Origin of the sequence: Shewanella sp. AC91-MNA-CIBAN-0169 (assembly GCF_040310165.1) — a bacterium.
Lineage (GTDB): Bacteria > Pseudomonadota > Gammaproteobacteria > Enterobacterales > Shewanellaceae > Shewanella.
The window spans coordinates 412869-435548 of the sequence record NZ_JBEOPM010000001.1; the positions used below are offsets into that span (position 1 = coordinate 412869).

Annotated in this window: 25 protein-coding genes and 1 pseudogene; 13 read left to right on the plus strand and 13 right to left on the minus strand. The window is 41.3% G+C overall.

Features of this window, described 5'->3' with window-relative positions:
* Window positions 1–215: 215 nt before the first annotated feature.
* Together lptF and lptG are read left to right on the plus strand one after the other, a co-directional pair.
* Window positions 216–1328, plus strand: coding sequence for an LPS export ABC transporter permease LptF (lptF, locus tag AAEY98_RS01730; protein ID WP_101085822.1), 1113 nt, complete (start codon window positions 216–218; stop codon window positions 1326–1328).
* Entirely contained in the window at window positions 1325–2383 is a 1059-nt protein-coding gene (gene lptG, locus AAEY98_RS01735; protein ID WP_101085821.1) for an LPS export ABC transporter permease LptG, read from the plus strand. The genes lptF and lptG overlap by 4 nt, the downstream gene beginning before the upstream one ends.
* A gap of 157 nt (window positions 2384–2540) precedes the next feature.
* Here lptG and AAEY98_RS01740 read toward each other — a convergent pair whose 3' ends face one another.
* The 4 genes and pseudogenes from AAEY98_RS01740 to AAEY98_RS01755 form a co-directional block, all read right to left on the minus strand.
* Entirely contained in the window at window positions 2541–3050 is a 510-nt protein-coding gene (locus AAEY98_RS01740; RefSeq protein ID WP_101085820.1) for an RDD family protein, read from the minus strand.
* A 27-nt stretch (window positions 3051–3077) separates the two neighbouring features.
* Window positions 3078–3332 carry a DUF2960 domain-containing protein gene (locus tag AAEY98_RS01745; RefSeq protein WP_011636402.1) on the minus strand — a complete coding sequence of 85 codons (255 nt, stop codon included), beginning with the start codon at window positions 3330–3332 and terminating at the stop codon, window positions 3078–3080.
* A 72-nt stretch (window positions 3333–3404) separates the two neighbouring features.
* A pseudogene (locus tag AAEY98_RS01750) lies at window positions 3405–3647 on the minus strand (DMT family protein).
* A gap of 372 nt (window positions 3648–4019) precedes the next feature.
* Window positions 4020–4514 (minus strand): GNAT family N-acetyltransferase, encoded by a 495-nt coding sequence (locus AAEY98_RS01755; protein WP_351011110.1) that lies wholly within the window; start codon window positions 4512–4514, stop codon window positions 4020–4022.
* A gap of 115 nt (window positions 4515–4629) precedes the next feature.
* On the opposite strand from AAEY98_RS01755, the gene AAEY98_RS01760 reads away from it, so the two are divergent.
* Window positions 4630–5202 (plus strand): DsrE family protein, encoded by a 573-nt coding sequence (locus AAEY98_RS01760; protein WP_350995847.1) that lies wholly within the window; start codon window positions 4630–4632, stop codon window positions 5200–5202.
* Window positions 5203–5220: 18 nt separating this feature from the next.
* Here AAEY98_RS01760 and AAEY98_RS01765 read toward each other — a convergent pair whose 3' ends face one another.
* The 3 genes from AAEY98_RS01765 to AAEY98_RS01775 all read right to left on the minus strand — a co-directional run bounded on the left by AAEY98_RS01765 (window position 5221) and on the right by AAEY98_RS01775 (window position 7351).
* Window positions 5221–5964, minus strand: a complete 744-nt coding sequence (locus AAEY98_RS01765) for a substrate-binding periplasmic protein (RefSeq protein ID WP_351011112.1) — start codon at window positions 5962–5964, stop codon at window positions 5221–5223.
* A 51-nt stretch (window positions 5965–6015) separates the two neighbouring features.
* Window positions 6016–6660: a DUF2913 family protein gene (locus tag AAEY98_RS01770; protein ID WP_351011114.1), complete on the minus strand. Its 645-nt coding sequence runs from the start codon at window positions 6658–6660 to the stop codon at window positions 6016–6018.
* 157 nt (window positions 6661–6817) lie between these two features.
* On the minus strand, window positions 6818–7351 hold the full coding sequence (locus AAEY98_RS01775; protein ID WP_162024288.1) for a DUF4136 domain-containing protein: 534 nt from the start codon (window positions 7349–7351) through the stop codon (window positions 6818–6820).
* Between the two features lie 238 nt (window positions 7352–7589).
* Here AAEY98_RS01775 and AAEY98_RS01780 point away from each other — a divergent pair, with 238 nt between their 5' ends.
* A complete protein-coding gene (locus tag AAEY98_RS01780) occupies window positions 7590–7901 on the plus strand; it encodes a DUF1289 domain-containing protein (protein ID WP_182744840.1) in 312 nt (103 codons plus the stop codon).
* 9 nt (window positions 7902–7910) lie between these two features.
* Here the strand turns inward: AAEY98_RS01780 and AAEY98_RS01785 are convergent, their stop codons facing one another.
* Window positions 7911–8498 (minus strand): TetR/AcrR family transcriptional regulator, encoded by a 588-nt coding sequence (locus AAEY98_RS01785; protein WP_101085812.1) that lies wholly within the window; start codon window positions 8496–8498, stop codon window positions 7911–7913.
* Window positions 8499–8686: 188 nt separating this feature from the next.
* On the minus strand, window positions 8687–10108 hold the full coding sequence (locus tag AAEY98_RS01790) for a coniferyl aldehyde dehydrogenase (RefSeq protein ID WP_351014704.1): 1422 nt from the start codon (window positions 10106–10108) through the stop codon (window positions 8687–8689).
* 257 nt (window positions 10109–10365) lie between these two features.
* On the opposite strand from AAEY98_RS01790, the gene AAEY98_RS01795 reads away from it, so the two are divergent.
* Window positions 10366–10797 (plus strand): universal stress protein, encoded by a 432-nt coding sequence (locus AAEY98_RS01795; RefSeq protein ID WP_101085810.1) that lies wholly within the window; start codon window positions 10366–10368, stop codon window positions 10795–10797.
* A 41-nt stretch (window positions 10798–10838) separates the two neighbouring features.
* Here the strand turns inward: AAEY98_RS01795 and AAEY98_RS01800 are convergent, their stop codons facing one another.
* The 4 genes from AAEY98_RS01800 to AAEY98_RS01810 are packed head-to-tail and all read right to left on the minus strand — an operon-like array spanning window position 10839 to window position 13824.
* Window positions 10839–11222: a DUF924 family protein gene (locus AAEY98_RS01800; protein ID WP_502959631.1), complete on the minus strand. Its 384-nt coding sequence runs from the start codon at window positions 11220–11222 to the stop codon at window positions 10839–10841.
* Window positions 11120–11413: a DUF924 family protein gene (locus tag AAEY98_RS22800; RefSeq protein ID WP_502959627.1), complete on the minus strand. Its 294-nt coding sequence runs from the start codon at window positions 11411–11413 to the stop codon at window positions 11120–11122. Before AAEY98_RS22800 ends, AAEY98_RS01800 begins: the two co-directional genes overlap by 103 nt.
* 4 nt (window positions 11414–11417) lie before the next feature.
* On the minus strand, window positions 11418–13100 hold the full coding sequence (locus AAEY98_RS01805; protein ID WP_351014706.1) for a PH domain-containing protein: 1683 nt from the start codon (window positions 13098–13100) through the stop codon (window positions 11418–11420).
* A complete protein-coding gene (locus AAEY98_RS01810) occupies window positions 13093–13824 on the minus strand; it encodes a PH domain-containing protein (RefSeq protein ID WP_350995865.1) in 732 nt (243 codons plus the stop codon). Before AAEY98_RS01810 ends, AAEY98_RS01805 begins: the two co-directional genes overlap by 8 nt.
* 252 nt (window positions 13825–14076) lie before the next feature.
* On the opposite strand from AAEY98_RS01810, the gene AAEY98_RS01815 reads away from it, so the two are divergent.
* The 8 genes from AAEY98_RS01815 to AAEY98_RS01850 all read left to right on the plus strand — a co-directional run bounded on the left by AAEY98_RS01815 (window position 14077) and on the right by AAEY98_RS01850 (window position 22448).
* A complete protein-coding gene (locus AAEY98_RS01815; RefSeq protein ID WP_350995868.1) occupies window positions 14077–14403 on the plus strand; it encodes a winged helix-turn-helix domain-containing protein in 327 nt (108 codons plus the stop codon).
* 38 nt (window positions 14404–14441) lie between these two features.
* Window positions 14442–15410, plus strand: a complete 969-nt coding sequence (locus AAEY98_RS01820) for a magnesium transporter CorA family protein (RefSeq protein WP_162022509.1) — start codon at window positions 14442–14444, stop codon at window positions 15408–15410.
* A gap of 111 nt (window positions 15411–15521) precedes the next feature.
* Window positions 15522–16100, plus strand: a complete 579-nt coding sequence (locus tag AAEY98_RS01825; RefSeq protein WP_194956155.1) for an alpha-ketoglutarate-dependent dioxygenase AlkB family protein — start codon at window positions 15522–15524, stop codon at window positions 16098–16100.
* Between the two features lie 345 nt (window positions 16101–16445).
* Window positions 16446–17867: a DASH family cryptochrome gene (locus AAEY98_RS01830; protein WP_162022511.1), complete on the plus strand. Its 1422-nt coding sequence runs from the start codon at window positions 16446–16448 to the stop codon at window positions 17865–17867.
* 119 nt (window positions 17868–17986) lie between these two features.
* Entirely contained in the window at window positions 17987–18286 is a 300-nt protein-coding gene (locus AAEY98_RS01835; protein WP_101085802.1) for a BolA family protein, read from the plus strand.
* Between the two features lie 163 nt (window positions 18287–18449).
* The gene (locus AAEY98_RS01840; protein ID WP_162022512.1) at window positions 18450–19574 is read left to right on the plus strand and encodes a TRAP transporter substrate-binding protein; all 1125 of its coding nucleotides are present in this window, start codon (window positions 18450–18452) and stop codon (window positions 19572–19574) included.
* An 87-nt stretch (window positions 19575–19661) separates the two neighbouring features.
* Window positions 19662–20171, plus strand: a complete 510-nt coding sequence (luxS, locus tag AAEY98_RS01845; RefSeq protein WP_011636421.1) for an S-ribosylhomocysteine lyase — start codon at window positions 19662–19664, stop codon at window positions 20169–20171.
* 201 nt (window positions 20172–20372) lie between these two features.
* Complete coding sequence (locus AAEY98_RS01850; RefSeq protein ID WP_351014708.1) at window positions 20373–22448, plus strand: TonB-dependent receptor domain-containing protein; 2076 nt, start codon at window positions 20373–20375, stop codon at window positions 22446–22448.
* Window positions 22449–22680 lie beyond the last annotated feature (232 nt).

A 22680-nucleotide genomic window follows, 5' to 3' on the forward strand; every position in this document is an offset into this window, starting at 1 on the left:
GGCCATCTGGCATATAATCAACGAAAAGGTGATAACTGTTTGGGATTATTAACGAAAAAGAGGCGTAAATTGACAGCCAAAATAGATGTTAACCATGACCCCAAAGCACCTTCCGCGCTGGTCAGAAAACTAGCAAAACTGCTGAAAGTAGACAGTTTACATGAAAGTTGCTCTGATACCAGTAAAAAGATAAGTTTAGCCACCGGATCCTACTTGTGATTGTATTTAGATATCTTATTAGTGAAGTTTTAAAAGCACAATTTGCGGTACTTTTGGTGCTGTTAACTATTTTTATTAGTCAACAATTTGTGCGCGTGTTAGCCGATGCATCTGATGGTGAATTCCCCGCTTCGTTAGTGATGACATTATTAGGGCTAAATCTGCCTCAATTGACGGTATTAGTGTTACCGCTGAGCTTCTTTTTAGCAATATTATTAGCTCATGGGCGAATGTATGCTGAAAATGAAATGGTGGTATTGCATGGCGTCGGCGTGAGTGAATGGTATGTCACTCGAGTAACCCTATTGCTTGCTTTTGCCAATTTATTATTCACAGCTTATTTGTCGGTTTATGTCGGACCTTGGGCCGAAGAACGTCAGAATCAGGTATTAGAAAAAGCCCAATCTGAAGCTGGATTAGCAGCCTTAACGCAAGGTCGTTTTCAAGCTAGTCCGAATGGTCGAGCCGTTTTGTTTGTTGAAAAAATAAATAAAGACAATAGCTTAGATAAAGTTTTTGTGGCGCAGCTTCCTGATCCTGAAGATGAAAATGGCCTGACAAATATTGTCGTCGCTAATAAAGGTCGTGTGATTGAAGATAATATTGGCAGCCAACAGTTACAACTTGAAAAAGGCTTCCGTTATCAGGGCAGTCCTAAATCACTCGAACTGCAAGTGATTGAGTTTGGTGGTTATAAAATGGAGATTAAAGAACAGGAAGTGGATGAGCGGCGACGTAAATTATCTGCAATGCCAGTTGATCAATTATTGGATACTCCAGGACCTGAAGCTGCAGCTGAATTTCAATGGCGCTTAGCTATCCCTATCGCGATCCCATTATTGACCTTGATTGCGGTGCCGTTAGCGCGGGTTAATGTTCGCCAGGGTAAGTTTGCTAAAATGGGTCCCGCTATTTTGCTGTATTTAGGTTACTTTGGATTAATGATTGCAGGCCGAAAAGCCCTGCAAGATGAGGTGGTGCCGCAGTATTTAGGCATGTGGTGGATCCATGGCTTTGCGCTGTTATTAGGATTGTTGTTACTTATTAAAGAGCGCCCGACAGGGATGAAGTTCTTAGGCTTATTTAAACGTAAGCAGGTGACGGCATGAAAATATTAGACCTTTATATCGCCCGTATGATCGTGAGTACATCAGGCTTGTGTTTACTTATTTTGACTGGGCTATCAGGCATCATTAAGTGGGTTGATCAATTACGTTTGGTCGGGCGCGGTGCTTATACCATGCTAGATGCCGGTATTTACGTGCTGTTTTTAGTGCCACGTGATATTGAAATGTTTTTCCCAATGGCGGTACTGCTTGGTGCGTTAATTGGTATGGGCATGCTGGCATCAAACTCTGAATTAGTGGTGATGCAAGTTTCTGGCATGTCACGTTTACAAATCACTCAATCTGCGATGAAAACGGCTATTCCGTTGATGATTATGGTCATGGCGCTGGGAGAGTGGGGCGCACCCATTGCGGAGAAAAGCGCAAAAGAGCTTCAAGCGACTAAAATATCCGGTGGCAGTTTGATTAAGTCTCATCGTGGTATTTGGGCAAAAGATGGTGATTTATTCGTTAATATTGGTGAGGTTCAAGACGTTAATACGCTCAGTAACATCAGTTTATATGAGTTTAACGATCAACAAGAATTAACCCGAGTGACCCATGCGAATACCGCGGTATTTATTGACGATGCTTGGCAGTTATCTGTGGTTGAAAATACCACGGTTAAAGATGATCGGGTTATTCGTGATCACCTTGATACTGATGTGTGGCAATCTTCGTTAACACCAGATAAGTTGAGTGTAGTGTCGGTTAAGCCAGAGGCATTATCCATTAGCGGCTTAATTGACTACCTCGATTATTTGAAGGTTAACCAACAAGATCCTAGTCGTTATGAACTGGCTTTATGGCGCAAGGTTATGCAGCCGGTAACGGTAGCTGTGATGATGCTGGTGGCATTATCGTTTGTGTTTGGACCGTTACGCACGGTGACCATGGGAGCTCGTGTACTACTGGGTGTTGTGGCAGGATTTAGCTTTTATATCAGTAATGAGATATTTGGCCCGATGAGCATAGTATATGAATTGCCAGCGGCGGTGGGTGCAATTGCGCCCAGCATGTTATTTACTGGCTTAGCTTTGTATTATATTCGTAAATAATCAATTGGTTGTTTAGTCTATATTGAAAGTGAAAGTGAAAGTGAAAGTGAAAGTGAAAATGTATATAAAAATGGCAACCCAAGGGTTGCCATTTTTATTACTTGTTTGATGCGTGTTTATTCGTTTTGCAGGTAAGTTAGTTTGGTATGTGACTTATTTATGCACCACGCCAGTTACGCATTTGATTGGCTTCTACTGATAACACGACAACCTCAGAACGAGTCATCATGTCTTGTAGTGCTAACTTATCAGCATTGATGATAATCCACAGATTACCAACACCTAATAAAGACCAAATGACGCGAGCACAGGCCGTAATAAAACTTAAGTTCTGACCATTAGGGTGCTGAACCTTAAGTCGCCAAGCTCGCATACCTAAAGTTTGTCCACCTCTGCTCCAAAACATGGCGTAAAACCCACCAACACAAATGGCTATCCAAAATTGATAAATACCATGGTAAAGCGGGGTGTTGTTGAGCAAGTCTGACACATGCTCGTACTCACCCATCGCGATAAGTCCGGTGCTCTGCAGACCAAAGAAAAACCCAAAACCTAACGCACCAGCAAACATATAAACGGCAATAGCAAGCATTGAGTCATACGCCATTGCACCTAAACGTCGAACAAAACTCGCTCGTGGGAAATTAGCATGATCTGAATTCAACATAGTTAGCCCTTACGTAAACCAAAATGATTAAATCTCATCATCTTCACGAACAAATTTGATACTCGTAAAACCAAAACGTGCAAACTCGGTTTTACGAAATTCTTTCTCTGCTTTAGCGCCTTTTTTGGACGTTAACGCAATTTGCTTTTCCAAGATTAGAAACTTTTTTAAATCAATCCCTTCAGCTTCAGCTGCTGCTTCATAAAGATCATGATGTACGTCATAGCTAAAGGCGATAGTTTTGGTTTGGCCTTTAAATGTATAGATCACTTGGCGCGCCATGGAGAACTCCTGAAATTAATGTAATTCACTTTTAAATATAAATAATACGGCACCTAAAAGGCATAACCCAGCCTATAAACAGTTAAGGTTTAAGGGGTGTTTGAGATACCTAACGGCAAAAGGGATAAATACACATAAGGTGATGACCTCTTGCACAATCTTTAATTGTCCCACGTTAATCACGGTATAACCAAGACGATTCGCAGGAACTTGCAATAAATATTCGAATAAGACGATACCTCTGCTCACTAAAGCCGCGATAATCCAGGGTTTGCTATTTAAGGTTTTTAAATGACCATATCAAGCAAAAGTCATGAAGATATAACTAATACCAATCTCATTAAATATCTGCTCAGTTCAGAGTCTCTCAGGTTTTTCAATTCAAGGCGCATTGATGTAGAAATGGTTGTTCCCTTTTAAATCGATGCAACACAGAAGTGGAATACCTGAGAGACTCCATTCTGGCGGGTTTCAAAGTACTTTATGCTGCGTTAGATGTTTTCAAAATACGACGGCATGGATGCTGGAGGTAGAGTAACGCAGGAGCTTGTTACCGAGAATCACTATTCGCTTCAATCATCTGCCTTGCCTACAGCACTTTGAACTCCCGCTGAAAGAGCACATATTTAATAGGATTGGTATAACACAATAAACCAATGGTGATGACAGATGGGCATGAGATAGACCTTATGATAAGGATAAATACAGGTAACATGCACCAGCAGGATAACTGTCGAGTGACTTTGTCAGTTTTGCTGAGGTGGTGCTTGGTGTAAACCCTTGTTGCTGCCAATAAGTTTGTGCACCTTGCACAGCCACTAGCCCAATGCCATTAACCGCCGCTGATTTAGCCTGATTGACGATATGATTAAACAGCTTTTTACCTATGCCTAAACCTTGAGCGTTGGGTGAGATGGCCATGTCATGTAAATACCAGCTATCGGCATTAATCTGGCCACTTATCTCGGTATCCAGCGATGGGGCATCGCCTTGCAACCAAGGATGAACGAGCGCGTAGGCTAGCACGTTACCTTGTTGTTCAAACACCACACAGCTAGCGGGCGAAGATCGCCATTTACTCTGCATGACAGATAGCGATTCTGGCGTGAGTTCGACATAGCATTGTGCTTGTATCGCCATAATAGCGGGCCAGTCTGTAGCGGTAATTGGGCGGATTGACATATCACTCAGTGTTCATATTATTTAAGTGACAATTATACTCAGAAACAGCCTAAAACCTAAGCGTTAATCTGTGCTAGAGTAAGTATAAAAAATAGATATAAGGAATATCAACATAATGAAACTCGGTTTACGTTCAATGAGTAAAAACCTGTTTACATCGACAATAGTGACGTTAATTGCATGTTCATCATTTACGGCAACAGCGGGTATTGATGCATTTAAATCGGGTTCTGTGATTAAAGACTATGGCAAAGTGGCTGACGTAAATAGCGGCTTAGTCATACCAGCCGGTATGAAGTTTAAAGTCGCTTTTGATCTAGGTAGTGCATCTAAACCTGCAGAGTTAAACCGTGGTATCGATACCCTGGCGCGCTTTATTAATATGCACGTCGCTGCTGGGGTTAAGCTTGAGGACATTTCAGTTGCGATGGTGGTGCACGGTAAAGCGGCTAATGATATGACTAAGGACAGTTTTTATCAGCAACTTAATGCAGGGCAAAAGAATGCTAATAAAGATTTAATTGCGCAGCTGATTAATAATCAAGTTAGGTTTTATGTGTGTGGTCAAACAGCTGCATATTACGGCATTACACCACAAGACTTATTACCTGGCGTTACCATGGCATTATCCGCGTTAACTGCACATGCAGTATTAGCCCACGAAGGCTACAGCGTAAACCCGTTTTAGCGTAATTGTCTTATTGAATTATTGATTAAATATATCTTGCTTGGTGTATTTGTCGATAATGCTTTGAGTTGTACCATTTAGTTCAAGTTCTGCTATAGCGGCATTAATTTGTGGAAGTAAGGCCGCATGCTCTTTACGAAGGCGCATAACTAAGTGGCCTTTTGAATGAATAGCAGCGAGGGTAATTGGGTTGTTGAGTTTTTTGGCCCAATACAACGCCGGTAAATCACCAGATATAGCAGCACCAACGCGATTTTTATAAAGTGCTCTTATGAGGTCGCGTTCAGAAGTAAAATCGACTCGAATAAATTCAGCATCATCATGGTACAAATAACCACGTACTGTGCCTATTTCTTTACCTTTAATGTTATCAATACTTTGCCAATCGTTGGCTTTTTCTTCTAAGGTAATAATGTTTTCTTGGATAGCGATAATGGGGTTTGACTGGACAAAAAGTGTGCCTAATTCTTGATTAGGAAACCAACCAGGGCTCACAAAGTCAAAGTCTAATAAGCCATTATCGAGTGCATAGTTTGTTCTTTTCGGCGGAAAATTGTGTTTTTCAATTTCAATATTAGCTTTGGCAAGCAGTAACGGAACCAACTCCCCTAATATTCCAGGCTCTTTTGGCGATTCTGTAATGTAGTAGGGCACCCAACTGCTTGAAGCGTTGACGTTGTACTTCAGCGCTGTGTTCGCTTGAACGGTGGGACCACAAAAAAACATCACAAGGCAGGTGAGTGCAATAAAGCATTTTTTCATGGTGTTTCCTTATTCTTACCGTTGTATTAATACTACACCAACTTTTAATACTTAATATAGATCAAGACACAATAAGCATAAACTCTGGTGTAAATTGCTTGGCATTAATACGTAAGTTTTATGGTGTTTGATTAATGAGGTTTTTTTATTGCCTGGACTGAGTAATATACCTTGCTCTAGCGCTAAACGAGCCACCAGCTTTTCATCTCCCCGAATGTACATTGAGATGGGTTTTACTATTTTGTCATCTACAATGTGTTGATTAAAATCTTTTGCTGAGATAATTAAACTGGATTTACCATCACTGTCGAGTTTCAGTTTTGCATCAATATCGGTATCGGTGATCACTACCCATTCTTGTGCTGTGAGCCCCGCTAACATGTTATTAAGCCCAACACCTGTAGCGATGTCACTGTTGTTAGCCTGTTGGTATTGATCGGCAATACAGATTAATAATCGTTTTAGTTGAGCCCCAGCTCCTTGACTACGCGCTTGACGGATCCAGGCCGTTAAGTCGTCGGCCATTAGTTTTGAAAAACGTTTTGTTTTTAACGACTCAACCATCCAGTTACATAAAAAATGGCTTTCTTGTGCTGGCGTTCTGACCGCTTTGTGCTGTGAAGCGGAGGTGTTTATGGCTTCTATTCCAGCTAGCGCAAGTGTTAATAAAGCTTGGTTATATGTTTCTGTCGTCATTTCAACTGGGTCAATAAAGTAGTGTGATGGCTAGTTTACCGTGTAGTGGCAAATTGCTAAATAGATTTTTGTGTTTAGTCGCTTAGCTGAGCGGTAGTCTCTATTTGAATAAGCCGCAATTCACTTATGAGTAAGTTGCGGCTAAATCGATGGTAGATTATTTTTTGGGTGGAAATTGCGCCAAAATAGCAGCAACCGTTTGATTAATACCTTTGGCTTTATCTTCACCACCTTCGTCAAAGTGGTACTGACCATTACCACGCCAAATGAGGCGTTTATCTGTGGGATCGATAATATCAATTTGAATGGTTTGAGTTTTAGCGGTGTCACTGCCTAGCGGGATACCAATACTGGTGCCAAGACTAATACCGCCACCAGACCCCCAAGTACCCGAACCTAAGCCAATAGATAATCCTGAATCTTTTTCTTTGTTTTCAGTCACAAAAGCATAGTTCACTACAAAGTCGGCATTATCGGCTTTAAATACATAACCTTGGCTAAGTAATGATTGTTTAATATCATCATTAATGCGATCTGCAGTTAACGGATCATCTGTTTGCTTTACAGTGAGTTGGTTGAATGTTTTGAGTGTTGAAAAATCATAATTAACGTCATAATCTTGCTTTGGTTTTGTTGCACAAGATGCAAGTAGTACTAAGCCACTTAACAGTAAAATAGTTTTAATCCACATTGGTTTACGTGTTGAATCTTGCCCTGAACGTCTTAAATTTATCATGAGACCCTCCTTATTAACTTGCAATAATGTACAAAATTAGCTCAATTAGTATAACCTTAATATAACAATGTTTAATGCTGGCTTTGGTTGATATGGCAAGCGATTGCTTTCTATCTCAGTTACAAATAACTATATCGTGTATTTAAATGTTAAGTACCAAATTCAATATTAGCTGAGGTTAAGTATTCTAATGATGGAACAGTTAAGTTTTTTTGCGGTGCCCAGTCCATGTATCGGCGTTTGTCAGTCAGACAGTCGTGGGTATTGTATGGGCTGTCTTCGAAGCCGTGATGAACGTTTTAACTGGATGAGTTACAGCGAATTGCAAAAACAAGATGTGATCCGTTTGTGCACACAGCGCAAACGTCGCCGTCAATATGCCTTACATAAAGCTAAGCAGCTGGAGTTACAAACCCAGCAAACGTCACACACTCCACAATTAGATTTTGATAGTGCGTCAACACCTGCTGATGATGTTGATTTAACCAACTTTAGTTTAGATTAATACTTTCTATCACGCTTTCATTGCCTGCCAAAATAGTCTGAAACTGGCGTGTCTGTATATTTCGTCATCACCTAAATGCGGGTTGTCAGTAAAAAAGCGGATGGCAGCTAGGTATTGACCATGGCAATTTTCGAGCAATAAGGCGTTGGGAATGTCAGCGATAATTTGCTGTTGTTTACCTTGAGTAATCAATTCGACGACAAATCCAAGAATGCTGTTCATTGCTTGCTTTCTGACCTCAGCATCAATGTCTGCTGACATCGAGTATTGTAGAAAAAAAAGTTGCTTTAAGGGTTGTGCAATGGCCCAGTCGATGGCTTTTTGCCATAACGTATTGGCATCTTGTTCGATATCGCCACTAAAATCGGTACTGCTCACCATGTTGGTAGCAAACTCTTGTTTAATCGATAAAAAAAGCTGATTCATGATGTCTTTTTTTGTCGGGAAATGATGAAACAACGTGCCTGTTGCCACGCTCGCCGCTTTGGCTATGGATGCCGTCGATGTCGCATTGAAGCCTTTGTTAACAAACAGCTGTAAAGCCGCGTTTAAAATGGCTTGTTTTTTATCGGTGTTCACAATCGATTTACTGCTCATGGAGTCAACATACCTACTTTATCTATTTATCTATTTATCTATTTATCTATTTATCTATTTATCTATTTATCTATTTATCTATTTATCTATTAGGTTATGGATAATTTATCTAGTCATATTTTATGACAAACTTTGCTCAGCAAGTATCGCTAACAACAGCAATACTTGCAGTCGCGACTATGAGAGAGTTAACGTAAGAAAAACTTCATCAATAATTTTTGAATCACCCCGCCATAAGGAGGATGAACAAAAATGCCGGTATTGATTTTGCCACTGTTCAATATGGTCTTAGCATGACTAAAGGTTAAGAAACCTTCCTTGCCATGATAGTGCCCCATGCCAGACGGACCAATACCGCCAAAGGGCGCGTCATCCGCGGCCACATGGAATACTGTGTCATTAATACAAACGCCACCAGAATGAGTTTGCTGCAATACTTGTTGCTGCGTTTGTTGTTCAAAACTCATGAGATACAAGGCTAATGGTCGGTCATTTCGGTTGATATAACCTATTGCTTCATCTATCGACTGATAGCTAATAATGGGTAATAAAGGGCCAAAAATTTCATCCTGCATAATGAGCATATCGTCTGTGGTATGTGTGACTAGTTGAGTGGCTATTTTTCGCTGAGTTGTCGATATTGGACCATCAATTGCGGAGGTGACTGTTGCACCTTTGGCTTTGGCATCTTCTAGCACCGCTAGCAGACGCTGGTATTGGCGATCATTAATGATATTGCCGTAATCTTGGTTGGTGTCGAATTTAGGGTACATTTTATTAAAGCGACGTTGATAAGCAGCAATAAACGCGTCAACTTTTTCCGCAGGGCACAACACATAGTCAGGCGCGACACAAATTTGGCCAGCATTTAAACATTTACCAAAAATAAGTCGTTCTACAGCGGTGTCGATTGGCATGTCGGGAGCGATGATGGCTGGAGATTTACCACCTAATTCTAATGTTACCGGTGTCAGGTTATCAGCTGCTGCACGCATAACATGGCGGCCAACAACGGTTGAGCCGGTAAACAGAATATGATCAAATGGTAATGCTGAAAATGCAGCGGCTACATCAGCTTCACCTTCTACTAGTTCGACTTCATTTGAGTCAAAAATCGTTGCTAGCATCTTGCGCAATACCGCATTCGTTGCCGGAGTGAATTCCGACATTTTCAGCATGGCTCCATTACCAGCAGCAATGGCGGTGGTCAGCGGACCCATAGATAACATTACCGGGAAGTTCCACGGCACAATAATACCGATTACGCCTAAGGGCTGATATTGCACCGACACTTTAGACGGGGACAGTAATAAACCAGCATGACGGCGACTGGGTTTCATCCATGACTTAAGATGCTTGATAGTGTAATTGATGTTATTCACACAAGGCATAATATCCGAAATGATGGTGTCGTTTGGCGAGCGGTGACCGTAATCATTAATTAATGCATCGATGATAGGCTGTTGGTAATCAAGTAAAGCTTGCTTTAGCTGGGTTAATTTATCTACCCGAGATTGGTAACTAGGTGCCGGATTGGACTGAAAACGTGCTCGTTGATCAGAAAGTAACTGTCGCAATTGAGTTTGATTATTATCAACGGCCATATTCATATTAAAGCTCCAGCAAAAATAACGATGTTGATTTGATAAACCCTACATGAATCGAGCTAACAAACCGACTGATTAGTCGGTCTGATATTATGCTTGTTTATGATCCAAAGCAAGTTTTCGCATTTGATTTGATTTTGATCACTAAGTAAGTTTTTAATACTGACTATACTTAATTTGTTGAGATGGATCCGAGTGTGTTCTAGTAAGGGGTGTCATGTCGTTGCAAAAGCACACTTTGCATTGTGGAGGAGAATAATATGCGAACACGTAATATTTTATGGCCTACAGATTTTTCTGATACAGCGGCACATGCTTTACGATATGCCATTGAAATGGCGAATTTATATCAAGTGGGCATTCGTATTTTACACGTTGTAGATCAACCTTTCGGTGATGAGAATTATATGATTCTTGCGATAACGCCCGAAGAGTTGGCTAAAAGTATGGAAGATGCAGCGGCGAGTAAAATGCACGAGTTATTAGGTCAGTTGAATACTAATTTAAAGATTGAAACGGTTATTCGACGTGGTGATGCCATTGATGAAATTTTGGCCGAGGCCAACAGCGGTGACATTGGTATGGTGGTTATTGCCAGCCATGGTCGAAGCGGACTGTCTCATTTTTTGCATGATAATGTGGCTGAAGCGATTGCCAATAAAGCTGATTGCCCGGTGTTAGTGGTTAAATAAAATCGACATTTATCGTTTATGTCGTGGTGATTTTCGTCTGCTTAAAAGCGAGAACCGGGTTGAGTTAAAAATGTGAGTTCGGCAGCCGTAGACTCGCGGCCTAATAAGGCATTGCGGTGTGGATAGCGATTAAATTGAGCAATAATCGCTTGGTGTTGTCGCTGGCTGCGTAAATTGTCGGGTGCATATTGTTCAAATAAAGGCAACGCTTGCTGGTGGATCACTATTGATTCGCTATGCATGTAGGGCATGATTAAAAATGCAGCCTGTTGAATGGGTAACTCTGCTAAACAACCTAGTGCAACGGCTTGTTGCGCAAGCTCTAACGCGATATTGTCAGCGGAAAATGCTGCTGGAGTATCGCGATAAATGTTTCGCGATAAATGTTTCGCGAAAATTGGTCTAATACGATGATTTCGGCCAATCGGCCTTGGGCATCTTTACGCCAATGTTGTAACTCACCCTTGATGGCCGCCTGTAACGTGGCGCCATATGTGTTTTTTATGTGCAAATCTAACTCGATATCTTTTACCCACCATTGTTTAGGGGATATTTGAACAAACCAAAAATCGATAACATCGTCGACGCTGACATTTTTTGTGTGTATTTCATTCATTATATTAAATCCAATTGTGATTATTATGGACCGTGGCATTGAGCGACTGGGCCACTATTTGTTGTGCAACCGATATGGGAATATACGGGAATATCACACTGCCACTGGCTAATCCGATTTCAACATAGGCTAGCTGAGCATGTTTTTGGCCTTTAGTTTGGGTAATTTTAACATGTTGAACTTTGTCAAATGCGACCCGTTTCCATTGTTGACCGAAAAAGCCGCTATGCTGCCAAATAACCTTATCTGCTAATACATATCCCCATTGTTTATAACGAACATAAATCGCTAGCATCATCATTGTTGTAGCAAACCAAGTGAACTCAAAAAACTCATGGCTATGATGACCACTGTAACCCACAATGGTAAGTATGATGGCTACAAATAGCGGTAAAACGATTCGCTTTGTGAGCCAATTAATATGGATAGGCTTATAACTACTGGGTAATGCACTTGCACCGCCACTAATATTTGGAATGCTGGCCAATAGTGATGCTATTTCAGCTGACTTTACACTAGGAACTAACATGTGCTGCTTGGTTTTTTGTTCAACCTCATGGCCTTTGACTTGTTTAAAGTATAAGGTCCAGCGGTTAAATAAACGTGCAATAGCAGGTTGTTGAACCTGGATTAGTTGAATGCGTTTTATGGCCAACGCATCTTGTTGATGCGAAATGACACCGCCACTTCGCTGTAGGGTTTCATCATGTTTGTCGAGCTGATATGGATGATATTTTAAAATGGCTGCCACAATTGAAATTAACGAAAACAAGCTGTAAATCGCAAATAACCCCACGATGACCATGATGGTTTGCAAACCAATGTTTTGATGGGTTTGCTGCTGGACCCATAACCAAAACTGCTGCGCGAGCGGTGAGTCGAATATTTTATCCCAATCTATTTGGCCAGCTATAGGGCCAGCGATAACAGCAAACCAGATAAAATTGTTTTGATAAAAACCAAATAAGACTAAATCAGCTAAATTTTTACGCACAATTGGTTGGGTGTTATCAACATTTTGTTGACTGTTTACGTTTGGAAGCTCATCTGTCGAGGTTGCTTTTGTATGGCTTAAATTTAACAGTAAACGTTTTAACGTTTGTGCCTGTAATGTATCTAAGGCTGCTAAATGAGCTTCGTCTTTTTTAGAACCAGCGGTCTCAATCACCAGAGTGCCGAGTGACAGCGGCTTAAAGTAAAACGGCTGTTCATAACGAATATTTTGTATTCGGCTTAGCGGTATTTCATCCTTTTTGATAAATATTAAACCACGTTTAACTTCAAGTTGATGGTTATGAAGACGAAAACGAAATTTACGCCATTCTATTATCGCGAAAATTGTCACCAGTAATAATAAAACACTCGACGCCAATATGCCCCACTGCATATCAAAACCTTGCTGCCATCCGGTATAGGCAATTGGCACGATAGCGAAACCATTACTAAGAATGTTTTTCAAGGTACTGAAAATATTGCTGACAATGGACCAAGCCGACAGTGCTTGCCATTGTTGTAAATCACTTATTGAATTGCTGTTCTGCTCCCTTGTATCGGCGCTATTGTTTTCTATTGTCGTATCAAGGGTATTGGCCACCTCAGCAATATTGGCATCGGATGAACTATTCGTTGCGATGCCATTGGTATCAACAGGCTGGGCATCATCTGATGATGTTGATGACTTATCCATTGTGATTATCCTGTTGAGGAGGTTGAATGGATAACGGATCCGTTTCAGCGTCAGATGGCGTTGGATCAACAATTTCTGTTTCGGTGCTGAGTAATTGATGACTTGCTGCTGCTTGGCTCAATAAATGTTGACGTAAATGTTCAGCTAAATCGGCATTAAGACCTGGCAGATCTATCTCAGCTAATCCGCTGCCGGCACTGAAGCATTTTAAGGTGACTAAGTTGTATTTTCGCTCGAGCGGCCCTTGAGACAAATTAACATGTTGCAGCCGAGTGTAAGGTAGTGCCGTTGTTGATACCCAAAATAAACCTTCACGAAACACCATTTCATGTTTAAACAATCCGTAAGCAATTTTATGTGCTTTAAGGTGAATAAGTTTAATCATCACAACGGCCAATAACATGGCTGAAACCAAACCAACTGAAGCTATCATCAATGGCAGCGGTTTAGTGATTAATAGAAATGCGCTTAAAACAGTTATGATTATCACCGCCACGACACTGCTAATGATCAATAATAGTTTAGGGTAATTAGGATCAATATTGCTCAGTGGGAACTCGGTAAGTTGAATATACTCATCTTGGGATAAACGTGGCCCATGGTCATAAACGTGCGCTAATGTGTCTCCTGCAGAGGACGTAGCTGAGGTGGTATCACTTACCGCTGACGGATCATTTGATTGCGGTTGTGCTATTGGGCTCTTTGACTGCGGCGGGGTATCCATGTCTATTGGTTTTCCATCTTTGATGCTATCGATTGTTAAAAACTATAACCAGATTGTCTCTACTTAGGTAGCGTTAATCATAATGGGTTATTGATAAATCAATCAATTATCCTTTGAACCATGATTAATTCAGTCGCAATGCTGCGATTAATTCAGTCACAATCGACTGACACTGGCAATAGTGCTTGCGTGATTGGCTACAGATGCAGTAATTTCTATTAAGTGATGAAGAGGTAATAGGGCGTGTGAAGGATGTTTTCGAATAATTACGTGATCAATAAATCGCAAAAAGCATTTTTACGAAAATTGTATTTAGCGCACCTGCTGGATGAAGAACAACACAACTTATTAAGCTTACATAAAATGACTCTTATGCCAAGAAGGACATTGCAAGATGCGATAGCTGCATTTGCTGATATTGGTATTGAAGTGGATTTTGTGCAGCAAGGTCAGCGTCATAATGAAGGTTATTATCGCATTTCAACTTGGGGCCCAATCAGTAGTGCTTGGGTCAATAGTCATTTTGAGCAGATTAAACAACACATTGAAACGGCTGGCGAGTCAGAGATGATCAGTTAGGCCATATAGAGTAATAATGGGTTGTTGAAAGGGTTTTCATGGCGATACAAATACTATTATTTAATGGGCAAGGTCAGTTGATATCACAAGGTGATGAGACTCTCATGAGCCAGTATGACCCGCAACAGCAGCTAATATGGGTCGATATTTCAGGCCAGCACAGCCAAGCGTTTTTCAAGCAATATCCTTTGTTTGGGATTGACCACCTCGATTTTGAAGAAGCACAACGGGAGCGTCATCCCCCTCAGTTTGAAGAATATGATTCACATTCATATTTGTTAACCCACGAGCTTATGGCTAGAGATGAGTATCTTCTGCTCGAGCGCAGCCAGTTGTTATTGCATGTAAATGACCGCTTTTTAGTCACTCAGCACCTGAAACCTTCTATCAGTGTCAACAAAGTTATCCAACGCATTAGTGCACAAGGTAGCCTCGAAAGTTCAGAGATGAGCCGAGTCAGTTTTGAATTGATGCGCCAAATTGTGATTGATTATCTGGCGGTGATGTTGGCATTAGAAGAGCGTTTAGGGGAAATAGAAGATGAAATTTTTGATGTGTCTACAGATGATTTATTAGCAGAGCTAATCGCTTATAGCAGTAAGCTACAAAAAGCCAAACGTTCGTTTAGTTACCACGAAGAAATCTTGCAACAATTACTAGGTGATGACACCCATCTGCATATTAAGATGGACTATGAACAGTTGAGCTATTTATATAATCAATTTGAACGCCTATCCAGTCGCGCCAGTCTTTATCAAGGTTTAGTGGACAGTTTAATCAATGGTTATATTTCGGTGAGTGCCCATAAAACTAACCGGGTGATGATGACATTAACAATGGTCACCGCGATTTTTTTACCATTAACATTAGTCGCCGGCATTTACGGAATGAACTTTGACAATATGCCTGAGTTAAAATGGCATTTTGGCTATTTTTCGGTATTAATCTTAATGGCAGTCATTGTGGTTTCAGGTTTATGGATTGCTAGAATCAAACGTTGGTATTAATTAAGGTAAACGAGATAAAAGGGTGATCGGGTGACAGGATTTCAACATGGATTAGATTTTGGTGAGCCACAAAGCGGCTTCACTCAAGATACCGTTGTTGTGCCAACAGCGATGAACCAAATCAGTCCACCAGTTACTTGGATTAAAGGTTTTTTGTCACCCAAGCAGCAACAGTTGTTAATGATGGAAGTAGAACAATACCCATTAGATCGCGTGGCGATTGAAGTCTATGGCAAACAGCATTTTATTCCTCGCACCCAAGCTTGGTTTGGCGATCTGGGTTGCGATTATCACTATTCCAAATTGCACATCACCGCGCTCGCTTGGCCAAAAGTGTTAAGTCGATTACGTGCAAAATTACGTAACGATCATCAAATAGACAGTAATTCAGTGTTAGTTAATCGCTATGCCGATGGCCGTGACTGTATGGGCTGGCACAGTGACGATGAACCTGAAATTGTCACGGGTTCGGCGATTGCGTCTATCACGTTAGGCGCCTGTAGAGATTTTGTTGTGCGCCATAAACCGACGCAAACCAAAGTTACTTTTCCCTTGGCATCCGGCGACTTACTGATTATGCATCCCGGTATGCAGCAACACTGGCAACATGCGTTACCTAAGCGCCTTAAGGTAACTGAACCGCGTATTAATTTTACTTTTCGACACATTATCCCTAATTACTATGGTTAACAAATCTTGTTGATGGCCATAGCTAAAAGCGAAAGGCCTAGAGGCTAGGACACTGCGCGGCTAGATGCTATAAAATCTTAGCAGCCAAGCGGTTCCTATCCTATAAATGACAAGCGATAACAAGCGAAAAGCTAAGCGCCTAGGATGCTGCGCGATTAGGTGCTATAAAATCTTAGCAGCGAAGCGCTCTATCCGCGTAGCGAACTAGCAGCGAAGCGACTCTAGGACCTCGAAGTCCGAAGGTCTAGCTAGTTTGGGGATATCGCTAAAATGGATCATTATTGAACCGTTAACCGCTATGTATACGTACTCATTAGCATTAGTACAAGCTGTGGTAATGAATAGATGAATAATGCTGATGGGCAAACTTTCGAAGAAACGAATTTACAATCGACATCACACTCTACTGTCAATGCACTTTATTGGTTAGGTGATGATCTGCGGGTAGCAGATAATGCCATCTTTGCAGATATAGCCCTGCATGCACAACAGTTGATGGTGGTGTACTGCATCGACCCTAACTGGTTTCGCCAAGCTCAATATCAGGCTGAGTATGTCGGTAAGTACCGACTGCGGTTTTTATTAGAATCATTGCGGGCTTTAGATGAAACGCTTAATCAATATGGTCAACAAGTGCATATTGTTTATGCCTCAGCGCAAAAATCGTTACCCTATATAATTCAAGCCCATAATATTTCAAGGGTATATCGTAGTAACCATAGTGGTGCTGATGAGCAATCGGCTTGGCAAGTCATTCAGCAGCAGTGCCCCAATGTTGAATATTCGACTATTACCACCCAAACTCTGTTTGATCTGCAGCAACTGCCTTTTGAATTAGCCGATCTAGCTCCGACATTTAGTCAGTTCCGTAAAAAGGTCGACAACGTTAATATCAGCCCTGCCATTGATGCAGTATCTTGGCTCCCGTCTATGGTCGCACTTAAGCCACAAGACAAACAACTTCAGTCTTGGCTGGCTTATCCTAGCTGGTTGCCACAAACTCAAACGATGAGTAATGTCTTTTGCGGTGGTGAAGCACAAGGGAAATTGCAACTAGACAGTTACTTTTCGTCAAATTTAGCCCATAACTATAAAGCCGTACGAAACGAACTTGATGGCTGGGAATGTTCAACAAAGTTTTCGCCTTGGTTAGCCAATGGTTGTCTATCGGCAAGGCAAGTCGTCGCAGCATTAAAGCAATTTGAGTTACAACAAGGTGCTAACGAATCGACCGAGTGTATTTTGTATGAGCTGCTTTGGCGTGAGTATTTCCATTTTTACGCGCATAAATTCAATACGCTGGTGTTTAGATTTTCAGGCATTAATGGACGTAAACCATTAACCAGTTTTTACGCCCAACGCATTCGAGCTTGGAAAACCGCCACTACACCTTATCCGTTTGTGAATGCATTGATGAAGCAGTTAAATGACACTGGCTATATGTCAAACCGCGGCAGGCAAATTGTAGCAAGTTGCTTGGTCAATGAACTGCAATGTGATTGGCGTTATGGGGCGGCGTATTTTCAACAGCAATTAATTGATTATGATTCAGCTGTGAATTGGGGTAATTGGCAGTATCTAGCCGGTGTTGGTGCCGATCCACGCGGTTCGAGACGTTTTAATCTGCAAAAACAGCAGCAGACATACGACCCACAAGGATTATTTATTAATGCATGGTTGGGACGTGAGGCATTACAGCAACACAATGAGAGTCATGCGTCATATTGTATCGATAGTGTTGATATAACCGATTGGCCAAGGAGTTAATTTCAGATCGACTTGAGAAAGTTGTGCTCAAACGTTAACTTTTACCCTGCTTGTTTGACCTTTATTCGGCAAACCAGTACCCTTTGATTTAATCGATATGGATTAATAAGAGTACCACTATGTCTGTCGAACAAATCATTACCGATAAATTGAATCACGCCTTTTCGCCTTTGCATCTTGAAGTGATTAATGAGAGTAATCGTCATCATGTGCCGCCTAACTCAGAAACCCATTTTAAAGTGGTTGTAGTTAGCGATCAATTTAGCGAACAGCGCTTACTTGCCCGTCACCGGTTGGTAAACCAAGCGCTAGCAGATGAATTAGCCAATGGCGTTCATGCGCTTTCCATAAATGCTTATAGCCAGCCAGAATGGCAAGCTTTGGATGAAGTGCCTAGGACTCCTAATTGTAAGGGATAACGATAAAGGTTAATTGTTATTAACTTGCTGACAGAACTATACAAAAAACCTCACATGTCCTGTGAGGTTTTTTATTTTGTATTGTAGTGAGGTGATGTTTGTCACTGGTTATGATTATGTTACAGTTATGAAAATAAGCGTGCGATTGAGATAGGATATTTACATGAGCAAGGTGATACAAACCTGCTGGTTGCTGGGCTTAACGTTATTGTTAGGCTGTCAACAAGATACGCCTTCGAAGACAAGTTCTGTTGCGCAAAATGATTATATTCCTCATCAAGTGATTGAATGGCGTTTAGCCACCTCATGGCCAAAAAACTTGCCCGGTTTAGGCATGGCTCCAGAAAGATTTGCTCAATTGGTCGAGCAAATGTCTAACGGTCGCTTAGTGATTTCCGTTTATGGTGCCGGCGAATTAATGCCAGCGTTGTCGGTTTTTGACGGTGTGAGTAATGGCACGATTGAAATGGCTCATAGCGCGTCATATTATTGGAAAGGTAAAGCGCCTGCTGCTCAGTTTTTTTCATCTATACCATTTGGATTAAATGCACAGCAAATGAATGCGTGGCTTCATTATGGCGGTGGCATGGAATTATGGGAGGAAGTTTATCAGCCTTTTGGCGTATTGCCACTTGCTGGTGGAAATACTGGCATGCAAATGGGCGGCTGGTTTAATAAAATCATTGCAACCCCAGAAGATTTTAAAGGCCTCAAGATGCGCTTACCAGGCATAGGAGGTGAAGTGCTCAAGAAGCTCGGCGGCGTTCCTGTTGATGCACTCGCTGGCAGAGAATTATATGGAGCACTGCAAACTGGCGCGATTGATGCTGCTGAGTGGGTAGGGCCTTATAATGATTTGCCGCTCGGGTTGGATCAGGTGGCTAAATATTATTATTACCCTGGCTGGCACGAGCCGGGTTCGACGATGGAGTTTTTGATTAACAAACAGGCATTTTCCACTCTGCCCAATGATTTGAAAATGATTGTTAAAGTTGCAGCCAGAGCCATTAATCAAGATATGTTAGATGATTATACTCAAGGCCATATTGCTGCAATGGACGTATTGCTTAACGAGCATAATGTGCAAGTTAAACCTTTTCCCGACACTGTGATACGCGCATTAAAATATGCAAAAGATGATGTGCTTAACAGTGAAGCGGCTAAAGACCCGTTATTTAATAAAGTACTGAAGTCTTACATGGCAAACGAGAAGTCAGTAAAGCGCTACTTTAGTTACACAGAAGACGCCTTAAGTCGCTTTGAGTTAGATGGCAAACATCAACCGTAAACTCTCACTGTGACCATGCATAAATAGTGATATTATCGTGTTATTAGGCTTTATATTGTCAGATTATTATTTACTTTGGAGAAAGCAATGCCTTTATTAGACAGTTTTACCGTAGATCATACACGTATGAATGCTCCAGCGGTTCGCGTTGCCAAGCACATGAGCACCCCTAGTGGCGATGCCATTACGGTATTCGATTTACGTTTCTGTGCACCCAATAAAGATATCCTCAGCGAACGTGGCATCCATACACTTGAACATTTGTTTGCAGGTTTTATGCGTGAACATCTAAACGGTGATGGTATAGAGATTATTGATATTTCGCCGATGGGATGCCGTACCGGTTTTTACATGAGCTTAATTGGTCAACCGACAGAGAGTAAAGTTGCAGATTCCTGGCTAGCGGCAATGGTTGATGTAACCAATGTGATTGATCAGAAAGATATTCCTGAGTTAAATGAATATCAATGTGGTACTTACGAAATGCATTCATTAGAACAAGCGCAAGATATTGCTCGGATGATCATTGCTGCAGGCGTGAGCGTCAACCAAAACGATGATTTGAAACTGAGTGACGAAATTTTAGGGAATCTTTAATCTAATCGATTAACTGATATCTTGATAAAAAAGCGGCTTTAGCCGCTTTTTTTTGCGAAGCAACGATTAATATGTCGAGTAAACGTTAACAGTACGCTATTTTTATGTAACTGAAACCGTTATTGTAATGAACGATTTTTACTAAGTGATTCGCCATTTTAGCGATTTTTTGCGTGAACAGACACATATACGGAGATTAATATGTCTAACCACCCATTTAGCCTGTCAGTGATAGCAGCCGCAGTGCTTTATGTTTGCCATTCTACCAATGCCGTTGCAGAAACGGTGACCGAGTCTATTGATAACCTTAATAATCAACTCGATTTACAACAGTTATCGATAAGCCAATTTCATTATCGCCAAAGTGATATTGCACTAGGGTTGACGGGCGCGACAGTGTTACCTACCGGACCACATCAGGATGTGACGATCACACATGCAGGTGCCACTGACGGTGTTGCCATTTTACAAGATGGTATATTCTTTTCTCCAGCGCCGTATTCTGGACAACATTTAGTATTGCAGCCCAATTTATTGCACCAGCAAAAAGTGTCTTTTTCAAGCATGACCAGTGTGACTGAAAGTTCACAAGCTGCTTTTGGTAAGCTTGATTATCAGTCTGTACAAATTAGTCCGCAAAAATATGCAACCGATATCAACGTTGAAGGCAGTGACAATAATGCCATCAATGGTGGGGTTGTGCTAAGTGGTACTTCGAAGCAAAATGGCATGTTATTAGCCGTGGATTATCAATCTGCAGCTGACGATGTGGGTTATCGTGTCGCCCGAGATGCCGACACGACACAAAAAGATATTCTGTTCAAAATCGCTGCCGATAGTTTACCCGGAGCGCGCAATGAACAAATGACCGAATTTAGTTATCAGTACTCATCGCAAGAAGCTGACCGCGGAACGTTGGGGTTAACCAGTGTTGATTTTTCGGTAAATCCGACTCAATTATATTCAGCAGCCAGCACCGACAATACTGAAGGCGAGCGTCAACGCTACGTGTTAGCACATAAGCTAATCATGTCATCCACTTCGACGATGGCTACCGACTTTTATTATCAAACCTATTCACAACAATCTCAAGCAATGCAATTTGTTGATGGCGAACAAATTAATAGTGCGTTGCTGTCTCGTATTGCCATGTTTGAAGCAACACCTACCGCTGATGGGATGAACTTAGGATCGTTAACCCAAAATAACGATTTTGCTGGGTTTGGTATGCAAACTAAAGGTGTCAGCATGTACGGTCAGCATCAGGTGACTTATAGTGCGCGCTACCATACAGATAAAGCTGAAATGCGTTTAGGTCAACGTGATTGGTCTTGGAACAATGATTTATCATTGACGCCGACAACAGATGATGAATATGCACTGACGTATACTGATGATGCTTCGGCATTTTCATCAGCGGTAGACACTAAATTAAATTATGGTCAGTGGTCTATTAATCTCGGTTTAGGTTATGAGCATGTCAGCGTTTCTCGTGAGCTTGGTGATGTCAATACGAGCCTTAATGCTGCAGACTTTTCTGATGATGGCTGGTCGCCTTCTATTGAAGTGGCTTATCAGAGTGGGCCATGGTTAGCCGCGTTACAAGCTAAACAAGCTTGGACAGCCGCTTCAGCCGGCAATATTGAGCAAACAGCGCAAGAAGCGCTGCAATATCAATTAGCATTAAGCTACCAACAAGATGCTTTATCGATTGCCATGACGGCTTATATGCATGATTACGATAACCAACATGTAAGCTGTATGCAGGGCATGATATGTGATTATGAACAAATATCATTACAAGAGAATATTAAGGATGTCTCTGTTGTCGGTGCAGATTTGAGCATAGCGTATGGACTAACATTTGATCACTTTTCAATTCCATTCAAAGCCAAATACCAATATACCCAAGCTGAAACAGACAGTGCTAATTGCAATGAATTGATGGCATGTTTTGCTGCCAATAGCCAACTACCTTGGGTGCCAGAACAGCAACTGGCGTTAAGTTCTGGTGTTGTTTATGGTGATATGTCCGTTATGGCGCAAGCTTTGTATCAATCTGAGTTAGGTTATCAAGGTGGATTCACCAATGAACGTGCTATTGATAGTCAGTGGAAGGTGGATATCGCTGCAACTTACCGTTTGACTGAGCAGCACGAGTTGTATTTACGTGTAGAGAATTTGTTAGACGAAGAGTTAGTGGCAAATAGCACCGCAATGGGATTTCAAGGACAGTCTGAAATGACTACGTACTTTGGTTATCAAGGCCATTTCTAAGTGGTTTTTTCCAGACATAGGCAGTGTTGAACACAATTTGAACGCTGCTTGCTGTGTCCTTTATTCCCAAATACTAATACTGCTCAAGTGATGACTCATTTGGGCGGTGTTATTTGAGGCGCAACTGTTCTTGTAAACAAACAACTAAAATTATTTCTTTAAAAATTAATGCTATATTTTTTTTAAATCAGAATTCAGCAGATAACATTCACTCCTAGGTTCTAATTTAATT